The sequence below is a fragment of the Streptomyces sp. CA-106110 genome, from assembly GCF_050936285.1.
Classification (GTDB): domain Bacteria; phylum Actinomycetota; class Actinomycetes; order Streptomycetales; family Streptomycetaceae; genus Streptomyces.
In genome coordinates, this window is record NZ_JBNJNB010000001.1 from 2,254,136 (window position 1) to 2,277,109 (window position 22,974).

Consider the following 22,974-nt stretch of genomic DNA (forward strand, 5'->3'; position numbering starts at 1 on the left):
GCCCCAGAGCCGTTGCGGCGGATGCGGCTGTGCCGCACCGGTACTGCCGCAACGGTCCGCGCTAAGAGCCATCACGTAATGCTGTGATGTCCGCCCGATGTCTGTGCGGGGCTGGCATGGCTGGGTGGCGTGCCGGCTCCGTGCAGCCGGCTGTTCCGACGTGGGCCTTGTGCCGCTCGTTGGCGGGTCGGGTCTCATTCGGGGTAAGTCCGGTACCGGGTGGTGGTGTTTTGTCGAGCAGAGGCCCGCGGCCGGAAGCATCCGGCTTGTGGGCTGCCGCGTGGGTGCGGCCCCGGCTGGGGCGGGCACGGCGCTGCGGTTGACTCGACAGGGCTTCTTGCAGCCCTTCATGGAACACGATCTGTGTGTGGCGCGCCTGGACTGTGTCCAGGCGCGCGGTGCTTGGGTGGTCGGGGTCGGTGAGGTGGACGTGGGCGCAGAGGGCGGCGGAGACCTTGTCTCGGTCGCCGGTCAGCCCGCAGGCGGGGCAGTGGTGGATGCGGTCGGCGAGGGTTTTAACGACCTTTTCGCCGCAGAAGCAGGTCTGGGAGAGTGTGGTGGTGAAGGTGGAGGCCCGGAGCATCCGCCCGCCGGTCTTCTCGCATTCCCGGCCAAGAGCGGTGATGAGCCGTCCGGGTGTGGTGGCCTGCAGTGCTTTGCCCCACCTGCGGTACCAGGTGCGGATATCGCAGTCCTCGACGATCAGGTTCGCGCCGTGCTCGGCGGTGATCTCTTCGGCGATGCGGCGGGCGCGGTGGTCTTTTGCCGCAGCCTGGGTGGCGGCGGCTTCGGCAAGGCGAGCCCGGTCGAGCCGGAAGCCGGCTGACAGGCTGTCGCGCCGGTAGGGCTGCTTGGGCACCCCAGCCTTGTTCGCTGCCCTTGCCCCGCCGGGCGTTTCGACGGCCCGGGCGGGCAGGCCCGCGGCCTGGCGCCTTTCGGCCCGGGCCTGTTGGCGTTTCGACGGCCGGTACTGGCCGGGGTTGGACGCTCGGCGGGAGCGGTCCAGGGCGCGCCTGCGGCCGCGGTCCTTGCGGCGGGCTTTCGCCAGCGCGGCAAGCTCCGCGTCGCTGGGCTCGATGCGGGTTGTTTCGACGTCGCCGTCGGCGGGGTCGAAGGTGTGGGGGAAGGAGACGATGGAGAGGTTGGAGACGTTGCCGTCGATGCCACCGACCCGCTCGAGTGCGGCCGCCGCCGCACGCCGGGCCTTCGTGGCGGGGGACGCGTAGCCGCCGCTCAGGACCATCAGGTGGGCTTCGTAGGCCCACCCGCCCGGCGCTGAGGTGTCGCGGCGGCGCACGAGGTCGATCTTGTGCCAGGTACCGGGATTGGTCAGGAAGTGCACCAGGCGCGGCCAGCGACCCGAACCCGAGGGCAGCCGGACGGACAGGACCAGGTCACCACGACGTGAACCGGCGCCGCCGGTGAACACGACGACCAAAGGCCCGGTGTGGTCCCACCACGTCGCGGCCCGCGTCTTCGTCGTACCCTTCGCCGTCACCTCGCCCGTCTGAATACGTCCCGTAGGGCGCATAGGAGCAGGCAGATGCCGAGGCTGCTCCAGCACCCCGGTCCCTGCAGAAAGCGCGGCAGCCTGCTCCGGGGTGGTGACCGTATGGTCGAGGTTGCGGTTCCGGTAGGTGTCCAGGTGCCCGGCCAGGGTGCCGTGCAGCCGGAAGGTCTCCCACTTCCGCGAGATGGTGTGGGATCGGGCGCGGCCTGGGATGCGGGTGTAGTCCCACCACCGGCCCGCGCGGGGCCGGCCGTGCCTGCGGCCGGAAGAGTCCAAGAACAGATGCCGGCTCACGGAAGTCTCGAAGACCTCGTCGGCCTGGTGCATCACCAGTGCTTTGGTGACGTGATGGGCGAGGTGCCTGGAGTTTTCCATGTGCCGGTAGGCGCGGCGTTCCATCCCTTCCCGGGACAGACCCAGCTGAAGCCGCCAGACTTTCGCGTCCCTCTCGCGGCGGACATCGCCGGCCCAGTACGCGTCGACGGCATCCCGCCCATCACGCTGCAGTGCGCGTTTGACGGACCACATCGCCCAGAACAGACCCTCGGTCCGGTGCCGGGCGCCGGGATCGTGGACATCCAGCGGCAGACGGATCACCGCAAGCTCGATGTCCGCGCCTCGCGTCCAGCGCTTCCCCTTGTTCCTTCCCCGGTATCGACGAGCAGGAGCAGCATCGAAGGAGGCCGCGGTCTCACACAGTTCTGCGGTCACCGATGCTCCACCTCCTTCTTCGCCTCATGCCGGACGCCGTCACCTGTCCGCAGTTAGACCAGCACGGCAACCAACGCCAAAGCTACAAAACCCCACCGACAACGCCCCGTGCCACGACAAGACTTCGCTCTCCACGAAGGCCTTCATGCACCTGCCTCTTGCCCGCCGCACGTCGGCCGACCTTCGTGCCCGGACAGCACAGACCGGGCCGCACATGCAGCACCTCATCGAGCAACTGTGAGAGCTCGCACCCCATACGGGCCGCGGTAGGCCCTGGTCACCGCCGTTCGCCGACCGGACCCTCCTCGCTGTTCTGGCCTACCGGACCAACCTCACCATGCAGCAACTCGGCTCCCTCTCCGGCGTCTCCCACACGCCGGCCACCGGGTCATGACTCGGCTCGCCCAACCGCTCGCCGAGCTCCTCGGACCCCCACCGACTGACCGGCGGGAGCTGTGGATTGTCGACGCAACGCTGATCCCCGTCCACGACCAGCAGCGCACAGCGAAGAGCAAGAACTACCGGCACAGCGTCAACGCGCAGATCCTCTGCCGGGTCCGCCACCGGAGAGTCGTCGCCGTCAAAGACGCCTGGCCCGGCAACCGCAACGACAACGTCGTTTTCCGCGAAACCCTCCAGAAAACACTCCCTGACCATCCCCGCCCGTCGGGCGACGGCGGCTACCGAGGCCGCGACCGCATCCGCACGCCACGCCGAGGCCTCGACGGTCGCCTCATCAAAGACCGCACCTACCGCCGGTTCCGCAAACGCCGGGCCGTCGCAGAACACACCATCGCCCGGCTCAAAGACCACCAGATCCTCCGCCAACGCAGGCGCCGCGGCGAGGCGGTCAACCACGCCGTCGCTGGCGTCGCCGCACTCCACAACCTCAAGATCGACATCCCGTAAACGAAGCACCCCTGGCGGGGCAGCAGGCCCCGGACTGCGTTACGTGATGGCTCTTAGGCCGAGGCCGGCTTCGGGGCGCTGCTGCCGCTTCCCGGGCCGGCCGCACCGCACTGCGCGAGGAGGTCGGTGGCGGCGTGGATCGCACGCAGCGTGGGTGCCTCGGCGCCGGAGATGTCGGCCATCTCCACGACCGCGGTCACGATGGCGTCGAGTTCGAGCTGCTTGCCGGCCTCCAGGTCCTGGAGCATCGAGGTCTTGTGGTCCCCCACTCCCTCCGCGCCGCGCAGCCGCTTCTCGATCGAGATGGCGGGGCAGCTGCCGACCCGGGCCGCGATGTCCAGGGTCTCCTCCATGAGTTGGGCGACCAGCCGGCGGGTGAGGGGGTGCCGGCAGATCTCGGCCATCGTCGCCCGGGTGAGCGCGCTGATCGGATTGAACGCCACGTTGCCCATCAGCTTGATCCAGATGTCGTCGCGGAGGTTCGACTCCACGGGGCACTTCAGTCCGCCCGCGACCATGGCTTCGCTCAGCGCCGTGCACCGTTCGGAGACCTCCCCCGACGGCTCGCCGATGGAGAAGCGCGTGCCCTCCAAGTGCCGGATGACGCCGGGGGATTCGATGACGGTGGCGGGGTAGACGACGCAGCCGATGGCCCGTTCCGGCGGCAGCACCTTGCTGGTGGCGCCGCCCGGGTCGACCGCCTCGATCTTCAGTCCTTCGTAGGGGCCCGCCAGTTTGTGGAAGTACCACCACGGGATGCCGTTCTGCCCTGCCACCACCGCGGTCCGGTCGCCGAGCAGCGGGGCGACCAGCGGTCCGCTGGACGGGTAGGAGTGCGCCTTCAGCCCCAGGAACACGTAGTCCACGGGGCCGATCTCGGCCGGGTCGTCCGTGGCGTGCGGCCGGGCCACGAAGTCCCCCCGGGGGCTGCGCACGTGGACTCCGTGTGCGCGCATGGCCCGCAGGTGCTCGCCCCGGGCGATCAGGTGGACCTCAGCGCCACCCTGGTGCAGTGCCGCTCCGACGTAGGCGCCTATCGCGCCGGCTCCGAGGACTGCGATTTTCACGGTGACTCCTCCTGAAAGGGACAGCGTAGATGAATACTGTATGCAGTATCCTCGTGAGCTGTACAGGCTCCGCGCGCCGCGTCCTCAACCCGGCGTCGGGGAATGGACGGACGCCCGCGACCGTGGCAACCAGGCGTTCCGCGGGGCGAGTCCGGGCATGCCGAAGGGCCTCCCGGCTCCGGTGACAGAGGCAGACGGAGGCCTCGTCATCCGGGCGCGGAAGGCACCTTCGGGGGCGCGGGGGTCAGCGCATGAGCCGGACCGCGGCGACCACCAGTGGGTCCAGTCCGTCGGCTCCGGTGTCGACGTACTCGAACAGCCGGGTGCGCATCCGCGGGTCCCAGAACCTGTCCATGTGTCCCGCGACCGCCTCGACGGCCCGGTCCTTCGGCAGGTGTGCGAGGTTCGCGGCGATGTCGTTCGCCATCCGGCGTTCCGGTGGCACGGTGGCGGTCATCTCAGTTCACCACCGTCAGCACGTCTTCCTCGACCGCCTCGGTGTCGTCGCCGCGCCGGAGCGGATGCGCGAGCCCGACCTGTACGGCGGTCACTTTGTACTCGGGGCAGTTGGTCGCCCAGTCGGAGTTCTCGGTGGTCACCACGTTGGCACCGGTCACGGGGTGATGGAACGTCGTGTACACCACCCCGGTCGGCATACGGTCGGAGATCTCCGCGCGCAATGTGGTCTGCCCGACCCGGCTGGCCAGCGTCACCAGGTCACCGTCCGAGATGCCGCGTACCTCGGCGTCGTGAGGGTGCAACTCCAGGATGTCCTCGGAGTGCCAGGCCACGTTGCCGGTACGGCGGGTCTGGGCGCCGACGTTGTACTGGCTGAGGATGCGTCCGGTGGTGAGCACCAACGGGAAGCGCCGGGTACTGCGTTCGTTCGTCGGCACATAGGCGGTCACCACGAACTTGCCCTTGCCGCGCACGAACTCGTCCACGTGCATGACCGGCGTGCCTTCCGGTGCCGATTCGTTGCACGGCCACTGGATGCTGCCGAGCTTGTCCAGCAGCGCGAAGGAGACGCCGGCGAAGGTCGGTGTGACCGCGGCGATCTCGTCCATGATCTGGCCGGGATGGTCGTAGGACATCGGATAGCCCATGGCGGTGGCGATCTCGCACACGATCTGCCACTCGTGCTTGCCCGACTTCGGCGTCATCACTGCGCGCACCCGGTTGATCCGGCGTTCGGCGTTGGTGAACGTGCCGTCCTTCTCGAGGAAGGACGCGCCGGGCAGGAAGACGTGCGCGAACTTGGCCGTCTCGTTGAGGAACAGGTCCTGTACGACCACCAGTTCCATCACCTCGAGCGCGGCGGTGACGTGCTTGAGGTTCGGGTCGGACTGGGCGATGTCCTCGCCGTGCACGAACAGACCGCGGAAGCTTCCGTCGATCGCCGCGTCGAACATGTTGGGAATCCTCAGCCCGGGCTCGGCGAGGATGGTGCCGCCCCACAGGTTCTCGAACACGTTGCGCACCGCGTCGTCGGAGACGTGCCGGTAGCCGGGCAGCTCGTGCGGGAACGAGCCCATGTCGCACGAGCCCTGCACGTTGTTCTGGCCGCGCAGCGGATTCACGCCCACGCCGTCCCGGCCGATGTTGCCGCAGGCCATCGCCAGGTTGGCCATGCCCATCACCATGGTCGAGCCCTGGCTGTGCTCGGTGACACCGAGGCCGTAGTAGATGGCTCCGTTGGGCGCCTCGGCGTACAGCCTGGCCGCGGCCCGCAGCTCCTCGGCCGGCACACCGGTGAGCGCCTCGGTCGCCTCCGGGCTGTTCTCCGGGCGAGCGACGAACTCCGCCCACTCGTCGAAACCTTCGCACCGCTGCTCCACGAAGGACCGGTCGACCAGGCCCTCGGTGACCACGACGTGCGCCATGGCGTTGACCACCGCGACATTGGTGCTCGGCCGCAGCTGGAGATGGTGCGTGGCCTCGATGTGCGGCGAGCGGACCAGGTCGATACGGCGGGGGTCGACCACGATCAGCTTCGCGCCCTCGCGCAGCCGGCGCTTCATCCGCGACGAGAACACCGGGTGACCGTCCGTGGGATTCGCCCCGATCACCATGATCACGTCGGCCTGCGCCACCGAACGGAAGTCCTGCGTGCCCGCCGACTCGCCGAAGGTCTGCTTGAGGCCGTATCCCGTCGGGGAGTGGCAGACGCGGGCACAGGTGTCCACGTTGTTGTTGCCGAAGGCCGCGCGCACCATCTTCTGGACGACGTAGACCTCTTCGTTGGTGCACCTGGACGAGGAGATGGCACCGATCGAACCCGACCCGTACCTTTCCTGGATCTCGCGCATCCGCCGGGCGACCGTGCCGATGGCCTCGTCCCACTCGACCTCACGCCATGGATCGGTGATCTTGTCGCGGACCATGGGCTTGAGCTTCCGGTCGGGGTGCGTCGCGTAGCCGAAGGCGAACCGGCCCTTCACACAGGAGTGGCCCTCGTTCGCCCCGCCGTCCTTGTACGGCACCATCCGCACCAGCTCGTCGCCGCGCAGTTCGGCCTTGAACGAGCAGCCGACGCCGCAGTACGCGCAGGTGGTCACCACCGACCGGGTCGGCATGCCGAGTTCCACCACCGAACGCTCCTGGAGCGTCGAGGTCGGGCAGGCCTGCACGCACGCCCCGCAGGAGACGCACTCGGAGTCCATGAACGTCTCCCCGGCGCCCGGGGAGACCTTGGAGTCGAAGCCGCGGCCCTCGATGGTCAGCGCGAACGTACCCTGCACCTCGCCGCAGGCGCGTACGCAGCGGGAGCAGACGATGCACTTGGACGCGTCGAAGTCGAAGTACGGGTTGGACGTGTCCTTCTCGGCGTCGAGGTGATTGGCGCCCTCGTAGCCGTACCGGACCTGCCGCAGCCCGACGACGCCCGCCATGTCCTGCAGTTCGCAATCGCCGTTGGCCGGGCAGGTGAGGCAGTCCAGGGGATGGTCGGAGATGTAGAGCTCCATGACGCCCTGGCGGAGCTTCTCCACCTTCGGGGTCTGGGTGCGCACCTTCATGCCGTCGGCCACCGGTGTGGTGCAGGACGCCGGGGTGCCGCGACGGCCGTCGATCTCCACCACGCACAACCGGCAGGAGCCGAACGGCTCGAGGCTGTCGGTGGCGCACAGTTTGGGTATGTCGACGCCGGCCAGCGCGGCGGCCCGCATCACCGACGTGCCCTCGGGGACGGTGACCGGCAGTCCGTCCACCTCCACCGACACCGTCACCTCGCCGGGCCGGTCCGGGGTGCCGAAGTCGGGTTCCTTGAGAAGTGTCATGCCGTGCCCTCCGTCCTCGCGCCAGTCGCGTGCTGGGGCTGGTTCTCCCGGCCGGGGGTGCGCGCGAGGAAGTCGTCCGGGAAATGCGCGATGGCGCTGCGCACGGGCATCGGCGTCAGCCCGCCCATGGCGCACAGTGAGCCATCGGTCATCAGGTCGCACAGGTCCTCGAGCAACGCCAGGTTCTCGTCCCGGTGCTGCCCGGCCACGATCTTGTCGATCACTTCGACACCGCGTACCGAACCGACCCGGCAGGGTGTGCACTTGCCGCAGGACTCCTCGGCGCAGAACTCCATGGCGAAGCGCGCCTGGGCGGCCATGTCGACGGTGTCGTCGAAGACGACGATGCCGCCGTGGCCGACCATCGCACCGGCCGCGGCGAGGGCCTCGTAGTCCATGGGCAGGTCGAACATCGAGGTCGGCAGATAGGCGCCGAGCGGCCCGCCGACCTGCACCGTGCGCACGGGCCGTCCGGAGAAGGTGCCGCCGCCGTAGTCCTCGACGAGTTCGCGCAGGGTGACGCCGAACGCGGTCTCCACGATGCCGCCGTGCGCGACGTTGCCGCCCAGCTGGAACACCTGGGTGCCGCGCGACCGTTCGACGCCGAGGTCCTGGTAGGCCTTCGCCCCGTGGGCGAGCACGGTCGGCACGGTGGCCAGGGTGAGGACGTTGTTCACCACGGTCGGCTTGCCGAACAGGCCCTGGATCGCGGGGATCGGCGGCTTCGACCGGACCGTGCCCCGCTTGCCCTCCAGGCTCTCCAGCATGGAGGTCTCCTCGCCGCAGATGTACGCGCCGGCGCCGACGCGGACGTGCAGGTCGAAGTCGAGCGCCGAGCCGAGGATTCCCTTGCCGAGCCAGCCGTGCTCGCGCGCGATCCCGATCGCCGAGCGCATCGTGGCCACCGCGTCGGGATACTCCGAGCGGATGTAGAGGTATCCCTCGCTCGCGCCCACCGCGTGCGCGGCGATCGTCATGCCCTCGATGAGCATGAACGGGTCGCCCTCCATGACCATGCGGTCGGCGAAGGTCCCGCTGTCGCCCTCGTCGGCGTTGCAGCAGACGAACTTCAGCTCGTCCGTGCACTCCAGGACGGTCTTCCATTTGATGCCCGCGGGGAATCCCGCGCCGCCCCGGCCCCGCAACCCCGACTCGGTGACCTCGGCGGCCACGTCATCGGGCCTGCGCCCCAGAGCCGTGCGCAGCCCCCTCAGCCCGCCGTGCGCAAGGTAGTCCTCTGCCGACAAGGGGTCGGTCACGCCGACTCTGGCGAAGGTGACGCGGGTCTGGCGGGCCAGCCAGGGCAGTTCGTCCACGACACCGGTCCGCAGCGGATGGTCGGCCCCGTCGAGCATGCCGGCGGCCAGGAGGTCCTCCACGTCCGAGGGGGCCACCGGTCCGTAGCCGATCCGCCCCTGCGGGGTGACCACCTCGATCAGCGGCTCCAGCCACAGCATGCCGCGCGATCCGTTGCGCACCACGTCGATGTCGAGGTCTCCGCGGGCCGTCGCGCGTTGCAAGGCGTCCGCGACCTCGTCCGCGCCGACGGAGCGGGCGGCCGAGTCGCTGGGGACGTAGACCTTGGCCGTGGAGTGCGATGCGTCGTTCATGAGGAGACCGCCTCGTTGAGGATCGCGCCCAGCCGGGCCTTGCCGACGCGCCCGTGCAGCCGTCCGTTCACCTCTACGGACGGCCCGAGGGCGCAATTGCCGAGGCAGAAGACCTGCTCGACGGTCACCGACCCGTCCGCCGACGTCTCCCCGAGGGACAGCCCGGCCTCGCGGGCGTAGTCCTCGAGTTCGCCGGCGCCCAGGGCCTGGCACGCCTCGGCACGGCAGATCCGTACGGTCGTGCGCCCGGCGGGCTCGCGGCGGAAGTCGTGGTAGAAGGTCACCACTCCGTGGACGTCGGCCCGGGAGAGGTTGAGCTCGTCGGCGAGCACCGGAATCGCCTCTTGCGGCACATGGCCCAACTCGGCCTGTACGGCGTGCAGTACGGGGAGCAGCGAGCCGCGCTGATCCCGGTGACCGGCCACCACCCTGCGGACCACGTCCTCGATCGTCACGTCACTCCCGCGAATCGTCATGATCGCTGCGCCTCCTCGTTCGACCATACCCCATACAGGTTTCTGTATACAGAAGCTCCACAGCGGAAAATATGTAGATGCGCGGGCCGTTGCCCGGCTTCGACAAATGGACACAAAACCGGTCGACGGTGGCCCGAGTGACCAGACCGGCATGACATCGCCGCAGGTCAGCGGCACACGCCATCTTGCATACGAAAACCTGTATGCTGAGAAAGCCGCCGACGATCATTCCGACGCCACCACAGGCACAGCCGTCCGGCCCACCGGTGGACGGCAGAACGGGGGTCCCATGCGCGAGGCTCTGACAGCCGCGGCGACCCGCCGCGTGGCTCGCCCGGCTCCGCTGCGCCAGGCGGTCTACGACGCCCTGACCGAACTGATCATCAACGGTTCGCTCAAGCCCGGACAGCATCTCGTCGAGGCCGAACTCGCCGAACACCTCGGCGTCAGCCGCCAGCCCGTTCGCGAAGCCCTTCAGCGCCTGCAGACCAGCGGCTGGGTCGATCTGCGCCCCGCGCAGGGCGCCTTCGTCCACTCCCCCACCCCGGAAGAAGCCACCGAACTCCTCAGCGTCCGCTCGGTGCTGGAGACCCACTCCGCCGAACTCGCCGCCCAGCACGCGAAGCTCAAGGACGTCGAACAGCTCTGGGCACTGCAGCAGGCCGGCGTCGACGCCCTCGCCGAGGACGACGTCGAACGGCTCGTCGCGGCCAACACCGCCCTGCACGCCCACATCACCTCCGTGGCCGGCAACTCCGTTCTGACCGAGTTGATCGCGCAGGTCGGCCAGAAGGTGCGGTGGTACTACACCCCCATCGCCAAGCCCCGCGGCAAGGACGCGTGGAACGAGCACGCCCAGCTCATCCAGGCCATCGCCGACGGCGATCCCGACCGCGCCTGCGAGATCATGCGGCAGCACACCCGCCGTACCGTCGCCGAGTACCGGAACGCGATCGCCGCGGAGACGGACCGGAGCTGACGGGCCGCCAGACGGACGGCTTCCACCCACCCGCGTCCCGCCGAGCGGCCCGGTCCCGGCCGGTCGACAAGTCGGCGTCCCTACGTCAGGCAAGAGAATCCGTGGCGAGACGAGCGGACCCGAAGGAGCTGCCGACCGCCACCGGGCCGGTGACTGCGGCGCCCACGGCGGTCTGCAACTCGAGCAGCCACGGCTCGACGATGCCCTGCACGATGTCGAACCCTTCGCCGTCCGGCCCGAGCATCGCATCGGCGGGGATCAGCACCGGGTCGGCGAAGACCGTGGAGGTCCCGCTGCCGTACGGGCCCGCCCCGACCGGACTCGCCGGGACGAACAGGTCGGCGGCGTGCGCCGGGACCACCCACAGGGTCAGCCCGTCCCGCGCGGCGAGCGGCCGTGAGGACCAGATGTAGCTGTCCGCCTCTCCGGCCGCGACCACGTCGTGCTTGCGGGCACGCAGGGCGACCACGCCACCCGAGCGGGTCGCGGAGGCGTCAGAGGCTCCCGACTGAAGCCGCGTTCGGCGACCTTCGGCCGCGGCCTCGTCCAGAGCGAGGCTGCTGAGGTGGCGCCCGGCGGCGATCTCGCCTCGGAGCCAGCGGCTGCCGTACGCCTCGACGACGGCGGCCGCCGCGTAGTGGGACTGGAGCACGGTGGCGGTCGCCGGACAGGCGCGGGCCACCCGCGTCACCACGTCGGCGGCGTCCGCGAGCCCACGCCCACCGCCCCCGAGGTCGGTGGAGACGGTGAGTCCCAGAAGTCCCGCCTGCCCCAGGGCCGTCAGCGAACTGCGCGGGAACCTGCCCTGCGCCCGGACCCTCTCGGCGGAGGGGGCGATGACGGCGTCCAGGAGACGGGAGAGAGTGCTGCGATACGACACGGGGACCCCCTCTGGAGAAGATTGCATACAGTATGCCGAAGCGTGCTGTGGATGCACCAGAGGGGAACCGGAGCTATTTGCTCGTGGCCTCTCGCGCAGCTCGCGGCCGAGAGGCCCGGCAGAGCTGACGTCGAATCAGGACCGTGCGCCGACCTCCCGCAGCGCTCCGGTCTTCACGTCGAAGACGAAGCCTCGTACGTCGTCCGTGTGCAGCAGGAACGGCGACGTGCGCACCCGCTGCATCGACTGCCGTATGTCCTGGTCGACGTCGCGGAAGGCCTCCACCGCCCAGGCGGGCCGCTGGCCGACCTCCATCTCCAGGTCGTGCCGGAACTCCTCGGTCAGGGACTCGAGGCCGCAGCCGGTGTGGTGGATGAGGACGATGCTGCGGGTGCCGAGCGCGCGCTGGCTGATGGTGAGGGAACGGATCGTGTCGTCGGTGACGACGCCGCCCGCGTTGCGGATGGTGTGGCAGTCGCCCAGTTCGAGGCCGAGCGCGGCGTGCAGATCGAGCCGGGCGTCCATACAGGCCACCACGGCGACGCCGAGGACCGGCCGGGCACCCATGCCCGGGTCGGCGAATCCGGCGGCGTAGCCCTTATTGGACCGTACGAGGCGGTCGATGACCGTCTCGTCGCCGGCGGGGCCGGTGGTGGGCTGGGCGGGACGGGATGCTGGTACGAGCATGCTGGCCACCTCAATCCGCTGCGAAATCCGAAAGAACCGCTGACCGCCGAGGAGGCGGTCGGTCGTGTGTATACGGTATTCAGTAGCCAGTGTTTCGCCAACAGTGGTGCAGGCGCTGTGTGGGCGCGCTGGCAGTGGTGCGTCCACCGTGCGCGCGGGCGGCCGGGACGCGCGCGATCCCAAGCCCGCGGCCCGCGTTCCTCAGCTCCGGCTGCCGACGAACAGGCTCTGCACGCTGCGGCCGATCGGACCGCGTTCGTCGTGGAGCGCGGCTTCGGCCATGCCCATCCCGTCCTCATCGATGCTGGTGCGGGCGTCGAGACAGACCCATTCGCCGATGGGGTGGCGGTGCAGGTGGACTGTCAGGTCGGGGTTGATGAACACCTGCGACGCGAAGTCGAGCACGTTGCTCAGCCCGTTGCCGGAGTCCGCCGCCACCAGAACTCGGTCCAGCGGCGTGATCGCCTCCCCCGCCACCAACGGGACCCGCATACGCATCCAGCAGGTCGCCGGCCCGAGCGCAAGGAAGGAACCCGCCGCGAACCGCGTCTCCATGGCCGTGTGGTAGCCGATGTCCCACGGCACCGGGAAGAACGCCTCGGGACTGGACTCCTCAGGGGCGCGGACGACAGGAACGTCCTTCGTCGGGGTCACGGAACCGGGAGCGGTCCGGATGCGCAGTGCCCTCGCCCGCATCACCTCGTCCCCGCCGTCCGGGGTCAGGGACGCCTCGACCAGTTCCACGCTCCGGCCCTCCCTGAGGACCCGCGTGGTCACCGACAGCGTGCGCAAGGGCACCGGCCGCAGGATCTCGAAGGTGATCCGGGCGAGGCGCATGTCTTCGCGGGACCCGGGGCGGGACTGGACAGCCCTCCCGAGTAGTGCGGCGGGCGGCCCCGCGTGCTGGCTGTGCTCGTCCCAGGGGCCCCGGGCGCAGGCGGTGGGGACGAAGCGATCCTCCGCCACCCGTTCGAAGAATGCCTCGACGTCACTGACGGGCATGGCCACGGCTTCCCTTCCTTCCGGCAGGCGAGGCCGCCATGTTACCCGTCGGTACCCTGCAGGTCCCGGCGGCGGGACCCCTTCTCCACAACCGCGCGTCTCAGCCCCTGACGGCCCGCTCCCACTGCTCGAGGACCGTCTGCTGCGACTTCTCGAGCTGCGCGTCCGTGGGGAACTGCGGCGTCCCCTCGACCGTCGGCAGCCTCGCGGCGGCGGCCGTGTCCAGGGTGCCGCTGCGCCGCATGGCGTCCATCAGCACGGGGCGGGCGTATCCGGCGAGCCGGAGATTCTGGCCTTCGGTGCTGAAGAGGTACTCCAGCCACAGCCGGGCGGCCGCGGGGTGCGGGGCGTCCTTGTTGATCGCCTCCGCGTAGTACAGGGCGAAGGTGCCGTCCAAGGGGATCGAGACCCGCCAGTCGATGCCCTTGTCCCGGAACTGATCGGCGTAACCGAGGTTGAGGAAGTCCCATCCGACACCGATGGGCGTCCGACGCGTCTCGACCCCGGTCGACGTGGCCTCGGCGGGGTTGAAGTTGCCCCTCTTGCGGAGGTCGCCGAAGAAGTCGACACCTGGCTCGATGTCGCCGAACGACCCCTCGTTCGCGAGGGCGGCCGCATAGACGTCGGCGAAGCCGGAACCGGCCCGGGTGGGATCGCCGGAGAGCGCGACCTTGCCCCTGTACTCGGGCTTCACCAGATCGGCGAAGGTACGGGGGCACGTCCGGACCCGGTTGGCGTCGCAGCCGATGGAGACATAGCCCCCGTAGTTGTTGGTCCAGCGGGCCTGCGGGTCCTTCTGGTTGGCGGGAATCGAGTCGTACGCGGCGACCTTGTACCGCGCGAGCAGGTTGTCCCTCGCTGCCGCCCGCGCGAAGGTGTCCCCCAAGTCCAACACGTCCGGGGCGTCCGGCCGGCCCTTGGACTTCTTCATCGCGTCGATCTCGTCCTGGCTGTGGCCCTCCGGAATGGCGACCGTGACCCTGATTCCGTACTTCTTCTCGAAACCGTCGATCAGACCGCCGTTGTTGGCCCAGTTCCGGGCAAGCGTGATCCCGTTGAGCGCGCCCTCGCGCTTCGCGGCGGCGACCAGCGCGTTCATGCCGCCCATGTCCGCGGCGGAGGTGGCCGCCGACGGCTTCCTCGGCACGGCGTGCGGAGGGCCACCGCAGGCACTCAGGCCCAGGGCCACGAGCGCGAGACCACCGATGACGGCCACTGCTCGAACAGAACGTGCGGCCACGGCAGCTCGAGCAGTGGCGGGGTCGTGAGACCGATCGGTCATCGGTGCGGGGTCCACGTCCATGGGGCGTTCTCTCCGGTGTCCCCCCGGCATCTCTGCACGTCAGTGTTAGAGCCCGTGAACAAACTGATCATTTCCGGTGCTTGGCGTCCTTCGTGCCCGCCAGGCGCCGGGACATCAGCATGATCATGGACCACTTGACCATGGCTTCATGGTGCTCGGGTAACCGTTCGTAGTCGCGTACGCAGCGGCGGCGCTGGAAGATCCACGACAGCGTGCGCTCAACCACCCACCTGCGTGGCAGTACCACGAAGCCCTTGACGTCGTCGTTGCGCTTGACGATCTCGATCGTGAGCTGGAGCTTCTTCTTGGCCCAGGTGACGAGTTTCCCGGCGTAGCCGCCGTCGGCCCAGACCAGGCTGATTGATTCGAAGAGGTCACGCAGGTGCGTCAGCGAGGGGCGGGCGCCGTCGCGGTCCTGCACGCTCGCGCTGGTGACCATGACGACGAGGAGCAAGCCGATCGTGTCCACGATCACGTGGCGCTTGCGGCCTGCCACCTTCTTGCCCGCGTCGTACCCGCGGCTGTCGGCGCCGACCGTCTCCGCAGCGCGTACCGACTGCGAGTCGATGATCGCGGCGGTCGGGTCGGTGTCCCGGCCCTCGGATCGGCGGACCTCGTCACGCAGGTCGTTGTGGATGGCGTCGACGCTTCCGTCCTGCCACCACCGGGTGAAGATGGTGTGCACCGTGCGCCAGTGCGGGAAGTCGCCTGGCAGGTTGCGCCACTTGTTGCCGTTGTCCGCGACGTAGAAGATCGCGTCCACGATCAGCCGACGGCAGTACTCCTCCGGCCGCCCGCCATTGCCGTCCAGCCATGCCGGCCACGGCAGTACCGAAGCGATGACCTGCCACTCCGCATCCGTGGTGTCTGAGGTGTAGCGGCGGGGCCGGGCCGGATGACGGCGACCGTGCCCGAACCGGCAGGCCAGGCAGGGGCAGTGACCTTGCCCGTCTGGGGTGACAGCGGTGGCGGCAGGGGCGTACAACGGCATGACAGGACCTCTTGGCGCGACTGGGCTTCGACACCGCAGTTGCTACCAAGAGGTCCTGGTCGTTCACGTCACTTCACCGATTCCCACCCGCCGACAACGATCAGTTTGTTCACGGGCTCTTAGCTTGATCTTTAACCTCGGCAAGATCGTTTCTTGTCGGGGTTCTTGATTCGCCGGACAGAGAGCGCGGCCGTCCTTGAGGCTTCGGAGTGTCGAGCAACGAAGCACCAAGAAACGGCCGCTGTGATGAGTGTTCTGGATGACGCCGCCCGCGTCGAGTCGCTGTCCGTGTTGTCCTGCTTCCGTGAGGACTTCCATGCCTGCCTGTCCCGGCGAGCGGATGCACTGTTCGAGCTGACGGATGCGGTTCTGTGTGCCGACGGCCCGGTCACCTCGCTGGTCGACCTGACGCTGGTGGCGGAGCACCAGCGGGGACACGGCGCGATGTACGACGCGCTGAACTGCGGGCGCCTCCAGGTGGAACGTCTGCGCCGGTCGTTGGCGTCCCTGCCGCTACCCAGGGCGGCCGATGGGAGGATCGTGCTGGCGGTCGATGTCTCGCCGTGGCTGCGGCCCGATGCGCCGACCAGCGCGGAGCGGCTGTTCTGTCATGTCTACGGGCGGGCCAAGAGCAACTCGCAGTTCATCCCGGGCTGGCCCTACTCTTTCGTCGCTGCCTTGGAGACCGGACGCACATCCTGGACCGCGCTGCTGGACGCGGTGCGGCTGGGCCCGGCCGACGACGCCACTGCGGTGACCGCCGCCCAGCTCCGCGAAGTTGTCGACCGGATCATCGCTGCAGGGCACTGGAGCGACGGTGACCCGGACATCCTGATTGTGATGGACGCCGGCTACGACGTCACCCGCCTCGCTTTCGTCCTCACGGACCTGCCGGTCGAGCTGGTGGGCCGTCTCCGCTCCGACCGGGTGCTGCTTCGACCCGCACCACCGCACCGTTACAGCCCCAAGGGGGGCCGGCCCCGCAAGCACGGCGGAACCTTCACCCTGGCCAAGTCCGACACCTGGCACGAGCCGGAGGTGGCGACCGTCACCGACACCACCCGCTATGGGAAAGCCGAGGCGATGGCATGGGACCGGATGCATCCCCGGCTCACCCACCGCGGGCCCTGGCTGGACCACGAGGGCGAACTCCCCGTTCTGCATGGCACGTTGATCCGCCTCAGGGTCGAGTACCTGCCCGGTGACCGTGACCCCAAGCCGGTCTGGCTGTGGTCGTCGGTCACCGGTGCGAGCGCTGGACTGGTCGATGTGTTCTGGCAGGCCTTCCTGCGAAGGTTCGATCTTGAACACACCTTCAGGATGATCAAGCAGACGCTCGGCTGGACCCGTCCGAAGGTCCGTGAGCCCGATACGGCGGACCGCTGGACCTGGCTGGTCATCATCGCCCACACGCAGCTCCGGCTCGCCCGCCCACTCGCCGAGGATCTTCGCCGCCCCTGGGAGAAGCCCGCCGAGCCGGGGCGGCTCACGCCCGCGCGGGTGCGGCGGGGGTTTCGGAACCTCCGAGCGAAGACGGCCCGTCCGGCGGCCGCACCCAAACCTTCCCGGCCCGGCCCCGGACGCCCGACCGGCTCGAAGAACCACCGCCGGGCACCCAACCACGACGTCGGTAAAACCGTGAAACGCGATCTCAGCATCGCGGAACACAAGAACCGTGCAGGTTAAAGATCAAGCTTAGAGCGTGCGCGGATAGGCGGTGTTCAGGGGCGTTTCCGGGGGCGTGTGTCCCAGCGGTAGAGGGTCCACGCGCGGCGGATGAGGCGACGCAGAGTGATGATGGCGTGGGCCAACGACAGGTACGCATCGATGACTTCGGTGCGGCGTTCGGTGCAGCGAGCGATCTTGAAGAATTGATTGCCCCAGGCGTTCGTGCGCTCCACCGGCCATCGTTTGGTGTTCTGGATCGGTGCGGCCACGCCCTTGACCGCGACCTGTGCCCGCAGGCCGTACTCTGCTGCCGTTCTGGTTCCCTTGCCGGTGCCGTAGGCGGCGTCGAGGTGGACCGTGGCGTTTTCCGGGAGCGGCCCGATACGTTCGAGTCTCTCCAGGGTGGGACCCAGCAGCGGGGAGTCGTGCCGGTTGCCGGGAGCGGTGACAGCGCCGAGCGGGATGCCGCCGGCGTCTGTTGCGGTGGAGCGTTTCATACCGCCCTTTCGCCGGTCCACGGGCGAAGGGCCTGCAACTTCACCACCGCAGGGGGCCTTTGAGTGACAGCCGTCGACTGGCACATCCGACAGCTGTAGGCCGATGAAACGGTCGTAGGCTTCCAGAACGAGCAGCTCCAGGCGTTCGAAGACCCCAGCTTCGATCCACTCCTGACGGCGGGTACGGATGGTCGTCGCCGAGCACGCATTGTCGGCGACCTTGCGGTAGCCGCAGCCGAACACCAGTACCTGCACGAGCCGGTCGAAGACAGTGCGGTCACCGATGCGTCGGCGATGACAGCCCAGCGGGTGGTCGGAAGCGAACTCACCGCGCTCTGGTAGCAGTTCCCGGAACTGCTGCCAGAGCGGATCGACAAGCCATAATGGGAGCGCAGGCACGGAGCCTCCACGGTCACGGAGCGTAGCAACTCACATGATCGCGCAGGCCCGTGCCTGCACCTGCATCCAGCCCTTACACCCGCCTATCCGCGCACGCTCTTAGCTTGCGATTTTAGGACGTGAAGATCGTTTAGGTTTGGATTCTGCTGTTCGCCGGACATGGGAACGGCCTTCGGGTGATGTTGGGTTCTCGCCAGAGATCCAGCTGCACCAGAAGGCCGTGATGGACAGTCTGCAAGACACCCCTGCCCGCGTCGAGGCGTTGTCCGAGTTATCCAGGTTCCGTGCGGGTCTCCATGCCTGCTTCACCCGCCGCGGGGATGCCCTGTTCGAGTTGGCGGACGCGATGCTCTGCGCGCAGGGCCCGGTGCGATCACCGGTTGAGCTGTCCTTGGAGCCGGAGTTCCGCCGACGACACGGCTCTGTCTACGACGCCCTGGCCCATGGCCAGATAAGCAGTAGCCGCTTGCGGTACCTGCTGATCGGCCTGTCGGCCCCGGCCAGGGAGGGCGAGCCGCTGATGTTCGCGATCGACACCACTCCGCACGCGCGCCCCGACGCCGAGTACGCCGACGAGCGGACGATGGTGCAGGTCCGCGGCAAGGGCGGGGACCGCTGGCTGCCCGGCTGGCCCTACAGCCTGCTCGTCGGCATCCAGTGGGGGTCCTCCTCCTGGGTCGACCCCATCGAGGCACGCCGACTGCGGCCCGGCGAGGAGCACACCGACGTCACGATCGACCAGATCACCGGGCTGCTCAAAGACCTGACCGCGACCGGGAAGTGGCAGCCCGGCGACCCGCCGCCGCTGGTCCTGCTCGACGCCGGCAACTACGCCACCGACCTCACCCACGCCCTGGCCGGCCATGACGTGCAACTGCTGGTCCGGCTACGTGCCACCCGGGTCTTCTACCTCGACCCCCCGCCCCGGCGACCGGGCCAGATGGGCGCGCCGCTGCGCCACGGCGCGGAGTTCTCCTGTTCCGACCCCGCCAAACGACACGCCCCCGCCTTCGAACGCACCGTGGAGTCCGAGCTGTACGGCACCGTGACCGTCCGCGCCTGGAGCGGACTGCACCAAAAACTCGGCAGCACCGGCCGCTGGGCCAACTGGCCGCGGGACAAGCAGTTGCCGATCGTGCGCGGCACGGTCCTGCAAGTGGTCGTCGACCACCTGCCCGACGGCCGCAAGCCACCCAAGGACCTGTGGCTGTGGCACGCCGGCCCCGTTCCGGCCGACCCGGACCTGCTCTGGAAGGCCTACCTGCGGCGCTTCGACCAGGAGCACTTCCACCGCTTCGCCAAGTCCTATCTCGGCCTGGCCAGCGCGCACCTGAGCTCGGCGGCAGCCACCGACCGGTGGGTGTCCCTGGCCATGGGCGCCTACGCCCAACTACGCCTCGCCCGCCACCTCGTGGACGACCTGCGCCGCCCCTGGCACCCAAGACCGGACCCGGGTAAGCCCCTCAGCCCCTACAAGGTCCGCCTCGGCTTCCGCCGACTCCGCGCACGCATCGGCACACCCGCCGACTCGCCGAAACCCACCCGCCCCGGCCCAGGCCGCCCGAAAGGCTCGAAGAACCGCCCGAAATCCAAGCGACCGCCCTACCGCAAGAGCGAACCGACCACCGGTAAACACACAGAGTGACGACAAAAGCTAAAATCGCAAGCTTAGTGGACGGACACGGAAGGAGGAGCGGAGGGCCTCAATTCCTGACTCCTTCCTAACGCGGTCCTGACGTAGTCCTTATGCAGGCCCGAGCGCACAGAGGAGCAGAACGACGACCTGCCGTATCAGCGGCATCACAAAGAGCACCCGGACGCGACCGTACGGCCCGGGACGGTCACGATGTGCTGCTCGTCGTGGTGGTCACGCGGTACCGAAGGGAGACTGCGGTGTACAAGATCGAAAGGACGGCAAGCCGACGGCGTGCCACCCCGGTAGGTCGTGACCGCGTTGTGGCCGCATGCGCGATCGTCATGTCGACCATAGGCATCACGGGTGCTGTCTCGGCCGGGCCGGCCTCTGCCGCGCCAGGGGCGTGCGCTCCGGGCCATCGCGCGTACCGCATCGTGACGAACGGCGGCGAGGTGATCGGCTCCGTCGGTCTCAACATCGCTGCGTGCCCGAACCAGCCGGTGCATCTTTGGTCGGTGACCAAAGGCGAGGAACGGGCGGGCTTCGTAGGGGGATTGATCCTCCGTGACGTCGACGCCTTCGTCGATCGGGGACCAGGGGGCGACACCGATACCGAACGGTGGTTCAACACCCGCATCCTGCTCAACATCTGCCCGCCAGGGCTGGGCGACTGGGCGGATGAACTCTGTGCCAAGGACGCCGAGTGGTCCGTCCGCTACCACCTGGTCAACGCCGGTGGCGAGGTCACCCTGGACCAGGCGATCCTCGACCCGGCGCCGCAAGACGCCGGACTGAACCAGAACCAGTACCACCTGACGTGGGATTGAGGAACAGAACCGGGGGCCGCCGAACGACGTGACCATGCCGTGCGCCGCCTACGACCGTGGCGGGCGGCGTCGCGCTGTCAGGCGACTCGATCGGGTCCAGGTGTCCTGCGGGGCGACCTTGACGTACAACCGCTCGGGAAGTTGCATGCGGTGTGCCCGCTTCTCCCTGAGACGGAGGCCCGCCCGTGACCGCTGCCACTCGTGATCTGTTCGAGCGCTACCACGCCGGCTGGGAGGCCCGCGACCCCGACCGGATCGCCGAGCTCCACACGTGCGACTCGGTGTTCCATCTGCACTCGGGTCAGGGTCCTGTGCGGGGGCGCGCGGCCATCCGCGAGACGGTGGCCGGGATGTTCGCGCTCGTCCCGGACCTGACCTTCGAGTTCGTCTCGCTGCGCACCGGTGAGGCCTTCTGGGTCGTCCAGTGGAAGCTGACCGGGACGTCCGTGTCGGGAGCCGCGGTCGACGTGGATCTCGCGGATTTCGTCCTGGTCGAGAACGGTGCGGTGAAGGAGAAGCACTCCTACGTGGACGGGGTGGCGATGCAGGCCGCTCTCGCGTCCCCCGAGGCAGCCGGAGCGGAGACTCACTGAGGACGAGCCGCACCCAACGGCGAAGGTCCTGGCAGGCGGTGACACGGCCAGGAGTCGCCGCGCTCCCGACGCCGAACCCGCAGCTGCGCGGTGGGCAGCGTCACGGCCGAAAGGTGGACGAGCACGCGACACCCCCGGGCCGCCGTCGGTGGCATGACACCTGCTCGGGGCGTAGCGTCGCCCTCATCATGGGTCTCTTGAAGCGGCTCAGGCAGGACGGACTCGAGCTCCTCGCGCTGGACTCCTTGAGCGCAAGCCCCGACCAGTGAGACTCACCCTGCTGATCATCTCCAGATCCCGTGCAGGGCGAGGGCCGCGTCGGCAAGCCCCCTATCACGCGGGGGCTCCGTGGCCGGGCACGGGCCGAGACCTCGGAAGGAGGATCCGGCATGCATCTCGCGTCCAACGTGGTCCGCAGCGCCCGGGTTCACCCCGATCGCCCCGCGCTGCGTCTCGGCGACGACACCACCTCCTATCGCACGCTCGACCAGAGCAGCGCCCGTATGGCCGGACTGCTTCGCGACCGTGGCGTGAAACCGGGCGATCGAGTCGCGATCATGCTCCCCAACACCCCCGAGTTCGCGATCGTCTACTACGGCATACTCCGGGCTGGCGGCATCGTCGTTCCGATGAACCCCCTGCTCAAGTCCCGGGAGGTCGCCTACTACCTCGGTGACTCGGGTGCCCGGCTGCTGTTCGCCTCGCACACCTCCGCCGACGAGGCGCGGGCCGGTGCGCAGCAGACCGGGGCCGAAGCGGTCGCCGTCGATCCCGCCGGATTCGACCATCTGCTTGCCTCGGGCACCCCCGCCGAGGACCTCACCGACCGGGAGAACGACACGGCGGTGATTCTCTACACCTCGGGGACGACCGGTCAGCCGAAGGGGGCCGAGCTGACCCACGCCAACCTGACCCGCAACTGCGACATCGTGGCCACCGAGCTGCTCCTGCTCACCCCCGACGACGTGATTTTCGGTGGGTTGCCGCTCTTCCACGCGTTCGGGCAGACCTGCACTCTCAACGCCGCCGTCGCCTCCGGTGCGTGCGTCACGCTGCTGCCGCGCTTCGACGCCGAGAAGGCACTGGGCATCCTCGCCGGGCACGGAGTGACGGCCTTCGTCGGGGTGCCGACGATATTCAGCAGGCTGTTGCGGCAGCCCGGCCGGGACGCCTACGACGTCTCCCGGCTGCGGTACTGCTTCTCCGGCGGCGCGGCGATGCCGGCCCAGGTGCTGCGCGACTTCCAGGCCGCGTTCGGCTGCGTCGTGCTCGAAGGGTACGGACTGTCCGAGACCTCGCCCGTCGCCTCGCTCAACAACCCGGAGACCGGGCCCAAGCCCGGTTCGGTCGGCACCCCGATCCGGGGCGTCCAGATGCGGGTGGTCGACGACAACGACCAGGAGGTACCACTCGGAGAATCGGGCGAGATCGCGATTCGCGGCCACAACGTGATGAAGCGGTACTGGCAACGCCCCGAGGAGACCGCCGCCGCGGTCCGGGACGGCTGGTTCCACACCGGCGACATCGGCCGGGTCGACCAGGACGGATATTTCTGGATCGTCGGCCGGAAGAAGGACGTCATCATTCGTGGCGGCTACAACGTGTACCCGCGCGAGGTCGAAGCCGTGCTGTACAAGCATCCGGCGGTGGCCGATGCCGCGGTGGTCGGTCTGCCCAGTCCTGACCTCGGTGAGGAGGTAGGCGCGGCGGTCGTCCTCAAGCCGGGCGCCCGGGCCACACCGGACGAGCTGCGTGATTACGTCAAGCGGCAGGTCGCCGCGTACAAGTATCCGCGGAAGGTATGGATCGAGGACACCCTGCCGAAAGGGCCCACAGGCAAGATCCTCAAGCGGGAGATCGTTCCGCCGGCCAAGCCGGACGGGCGGTGAGCCGGCGTCGCGGGGAGAGGCACTGGGCCGGTGGACCGGCAGTGGTTCGCCGCGTCGTCCGC

19 protein-coding genes are annotated in these 22,974 nt (G+C 69.0%); 7 read left to right on the top strand and 12 right to left on the bottom strand.

Translation table 11 applies throughout. The annotated features are described in order from the left end of the window. Positions 1-61: 61 nt before the first annotated feature. Positions 62-2,221 carry a zinc ribbon domain-containing protein gene (locus ACQEXA_RS10445; RefSeq protein WP_433129505.1) on the bottom strand — a complete coding sequence of 720 codons (2,160 nt, stop codon included), beginning with the start codon at positions 2,219-2,221 and terminating at the stop codon, positions 62-64. Between the two features lie 390 nt (positions 2,222-2,611). On the opposite strand from ACQEXA_RS10445, the gene ACQEXA_RS10450 reads away from it, so the two are divergent. Further along, complete coding sequence (locus ACQEXA_RS10450) at positions 2,612-3,130, top strand: transposase (RefSeq protein ID WP_432935135.1); 519 nt, start codon at positions 2,612-2,614, stop codon at positions 3,128-3,130. Between the two features lie 53 nt (positions 3,131-3,183). Here the strand turns inward: ACQEXA_RS10450 and ACQEXA_RS10455 are convergent, their stop codons facing one another. The 5 genes from ACQEXA_RS10455 to ACQEXA_RS10475 all read right to left on the bottom strand — a co-directional run bounded on the left by ACQEXA_RS10455 (position 3,184) and on the right by ACQEXA_RS10475 (position 9,561). Beyond that, positions 3,184-4,197, bottom strand: coding sequence for a 2-dehydropantoate 2-reductase (locus tag ACQEXA_RS10455; RefSeq protein WP_432935134.1), 1,014 nt, complete (start codon positions 4,195-4,197; stop codon positions 3,184-3,186). A gap of 244 nt (positions 4,198-4,441) precedes the next feature. After that, positions 4,442-4,654, bottom strand: a complete 213-nt coding sequence (locus ACQEXA_RS10460; RefSeq protein WP_359407485.1) for a formate dehydrogenase subunit delta — start codon at positions 4,652-4,654, stop codon at positions 4,442-4,444. Between the two features lies 1 nt (position 4,655). After that, positions 4,656-7,475, bottom strand: coding sequence for a formate dehydrogenase subunit alpha (fdhF, locus tag ACQEXA_RS10465; protein WP_433129507.1), 2,820 nt, complete (start codon positions 7,473-7,475; stop codon positions 4,656-4,658). After that, positions 7,472-9,085 (bottom strand): formate dehydrogenase beta subunit, encoded by a 1,614-nt coding sequence (locus ACQEXA_RS10470; protein ID WP_433129509.1) that lies wholly within the window; start codon positions 9,083-9,085, stop codon positions 7,472-7,474. Before ACQEXA_RS10470 ends, fdhF begins: the two co-directional genes overlap by 4 nt. After that, entirely contained in the window at positions 9,082-9,561 is a 480-nt protein-coding gene (locus ACQEXA_RS10475; RefSeq protein ID WP_359407494.1) for a formate dehydrogenase subunit gamma, read from the bottom strand. Before ACQEXA_RS10475 ends, ACQEXA_RS10470 begins: the two co-directional genes overlap by 4 nt. 289 nt (positions 9,562-9,850) lie before the next feature. Between ACQEXA_RS10475 and ACQEXA_RS10480 the strand changes: the two genes are divergently transcribed. After that, positions 9,851-10,540: a GntR family transcriptional regulator gene (locus ACQEXA_RS10480; protein ID WP_432935131.1), complete on the top strand. Its 690-nt coding sequence runs from the start codon at positions 9,851-9,853 to the stop codon at positions 10,538-10,540. Positions 10,541-10,625: 85 nt separating this feature from the next. On the opposite strand, the gene ACQEXA_RS10485 is transcribed toward ACQEXA_RS10480, so the two are convergent. The 5 genes from ACQEXA_RS10485 to ACQEXA_RS10505 form a co-directional block, all read right to left on the bottom strand. Then, positions 10,626-11,420: an acyl-CoA dehydrogenase family protein gene (locus ACQEXA_RS10485; protein ID WP_432935130.1), complete on the bottom strand. Its 795-nt coding sequence runs from the start codon at positions 11,418-11,420 to the stop codon at positions 10,626-10,628. A gap of 135 nt (positions 11,421-11,555) precedes the next feature. Further along, positions 11,556-12,107 (bottom strand): beta-class carbonic anhydrase, encoded by a 552-nt coding sequence (locus ACQEXA_RS10490; protein WP_432935129.1) that lies wholly within the window; start codon positions 12,105-12,107, stop codon positions 11,556-11,558. A gap of 201 nt (positions 12,108-12,308) precedes the next feature. Further along, a complete protein-coding gene (locus ACQEXA_RS10495) occupies positions 12,309-13,109 on the bottom strand; it encodes a thioesterase family protein (protein ID WP_432935128.1) in 801 nt (266 codons plus the stop codon). A 100-nt stretch (positions 13,110-13,209) separates the two neighbouring features. After that, entirely contained in the window at positions 13,210-14,391 is a 1,182-nt protein-coding gene (locus tag ACQEXA_RS10500; RefSeq protein WP_432935127.1) for an ABC transporter substrate-binding protein, read from the bottom strand. An 88-nt stretch (positions 14,392-14,479) separates the two neighbouring features. After that, positions 14,480-15,403, bottom strand: coding sequence for an IS5 family transposase (locus ACQEXA_RS10505; RefSeq protein ID WP_432929601.1), 924 nt, complete (start codon positions 15,401-15,403; stop codon positions 14,480-14,482). A 246-nt stretch (positions 15,404-15,649) separates the two neighbouring features. On the opposite strand from ACQEXA_RS10505, the gene ACQEXA_RS10510 reads away from it, so the two are divergent. Beyond that, positions 15,650-17,089, top strand: a complete 1,440-nt coding sequence (locus ACQEXA_RS10510; RefSeq protein ID WP_433129511.1) for an NF041680 family putative transposase — start codon at positions 15,650-15,652, stop codon at positions 17,087-17,089. A gap of 35 nt (positions 17,090-17,124) precedes the next feature. Here ACQEXA_RS10510 and ACQEXA_RS10515 read toward each other — a convergent pair whose 3' ends face one another. Beyond that, positions 17,125-17,967, bottom strand: coding sequence for an IS5 family transposase (locus ACQEXA_RS10515; protein ID WP_432938449.1), 843 nt, complete (start codon positions 17,965-17,967; stop codon positions 17,125-17,127). Between the two features lie 223 nt (positions 17,968-18,190). On the opposite strand from ACQEXA_RS10515, the gene ACQEXA_RS10520 reads away from it, so the two are divergent. The 4 genes from ACQEXA_RS10520 to ACQEXA_RS10535 all read left to right on the top strand — a co-directional run bounded on the left by ACQEXA_RS10520 (position 18,191) and on the right by ACQEXA_RS10535 (position 22,912). Beyond that, on the top strand, positions 18,191-19,612 hold the full coding sequence (locus ACQEXA_RS10520; protein WP_433128786.1) for a transposase: 1,422 nt from the start codon (positions 18,191-18,193) through the stop codon (positions 19,610-19,612). Between the two features lie 248 nt (positions 19,613-19,860). Continuing rightward, positions 19,861-20,430 (top strand): hypothetical protein, encoded by a 570-nt coding sequence (locus ACQEXA_RS10525; protein ID WP_433129513.1) that lies wholly within the window; start codon positions 19,861-19,863, stop codon positions 20,428-20,430. A 185-nt stretch (positions 20,431-20,615) separates the two neighbouring features. Next, on the top strand, positions 20,616-21,023 hold the full coding sequence (locus ACQEXA_RS10530) for a nuclear transport factor 2 family protein (RefSeq protein WP_432935125.1): 408 nt from the start codon (positions 20,616-20,618) through the stop codon (positions 21,021-21,023). 389 nt (positions 21,024-21,412) lie between these two features. Beyond that, the gene (locus ACQEXA_RS10535; RefSeq protein ID WP_432935124.1) at positions 21,413-22,912 is read left to right on the top strand and encodes a long-chain-fatty-acid--CoA ligase; all 1,500 of its coding nucleotides are present in this window, start codon (positions 21,413-21,415) and stop codon (positions 22,910-22,912) included. The last annotated feature ends 62 nt before the right edge of the window (positions 22,913-22,974 follow it).

Excerpts from the sequence above, each read along its gene's own strand:
- ACQEXA_RS10450 (WP_432935135.1), top strand. The coding sequence starts at position 2,612 with ATGACTCGGCTCGCCCAACCGCTCGCCGAGCTCCTCGGACCCCCACCG.
- ACQEXA_RS10460 (WP_359407485.1), bottom strand. The coding sequence starts at position 4,654 with ATGACCGCCACCGTGCCACCGGAACGCCGGATGGCGAACGACATCGCC.
- fdhF (WP_433129507.1), bottom strand. The coding sequence starts at position 7,475 with ATGACACTTCTCAAGGAACCCGACTTCGGCACCCCGGACCGGCCCGGC.
- ACQEXA_RS10470 (WP_433129509.1), bottom strand. The coding sequence starts at position 9,085 with ATGAACGACGCATCGCACTCCACGGCCAAGGTCTACGTCCCCAGCGAC.
- ACQEXA_RS10475 (WP_359407494.1), bottom strand. The coding sequence starts at position 9,561 with ATGACGATTCGCGGGAGTGACGTGACGATCGAGGACGTGGTCCGCAGG.
- ACQEXA_RS10480 (WP_432935131.1), top strand. The coding sequence starts at position 9,851 with ATGCGCGAGGCTCTGACAGCCGCGGCGACCCGCCGCGTGGCTCGCCCG.
- ACQEXA_RS10490 (WP_432935129.1), bottom strand. The coding sequence starts at position 12,107 with ATGCTCGTACCAGCATCCCGTCCCGCCCAGCCCACCACCGGCCCCGCC.
- ACQEXA_RS10495 (WP_432935128.1), bottom strand. The coding sequence starts at position 13,109 with ATGCCCGTCAGTGACGTCGAGGCATTCTTCGAACGGGTGGCGGAGGAT.
- ACQEXA_RS10500 (WP_432935127.1), bottom strand. The coding sequence starts at position 14,391 with ATGACCGATCGGTCTCACGACCCCGCCACTGCTCGAGCTGCCGTGGCC.
- ACQEXA_RS10505 (WP_432929601.1), bottom strand. The coding sequence starts at position 15,403 with ATGCCGTTGTACGCCCCTGCCGCCACCGCTGTCACCCCAGACGGGCAA.
- ACQEXA_RS10510 (WP_433129511.1), top strand. The coding sequence starts at position 15,650 with ATGAGTGTTCTGGATGACGCCGCCCGCGTCGAGTCGCTGTCCGTGTTG.
- ACQEXA_RS10520 (WP_433128786.1), top strand. The coding sequence starts at position 18,191 with ATGGACAGTCTGCAAGACACCCCTGCCCGCGTCGAGGCGTTGTCCGAG.
- ACQEXA_RS10535 (WP_432935124.1), top strand. The coding sequence starts at position 21,413 with ATGCATCTCGCGTCCAACGTGGTCCGCAGCGCCCGGGTTCACCCCGAT.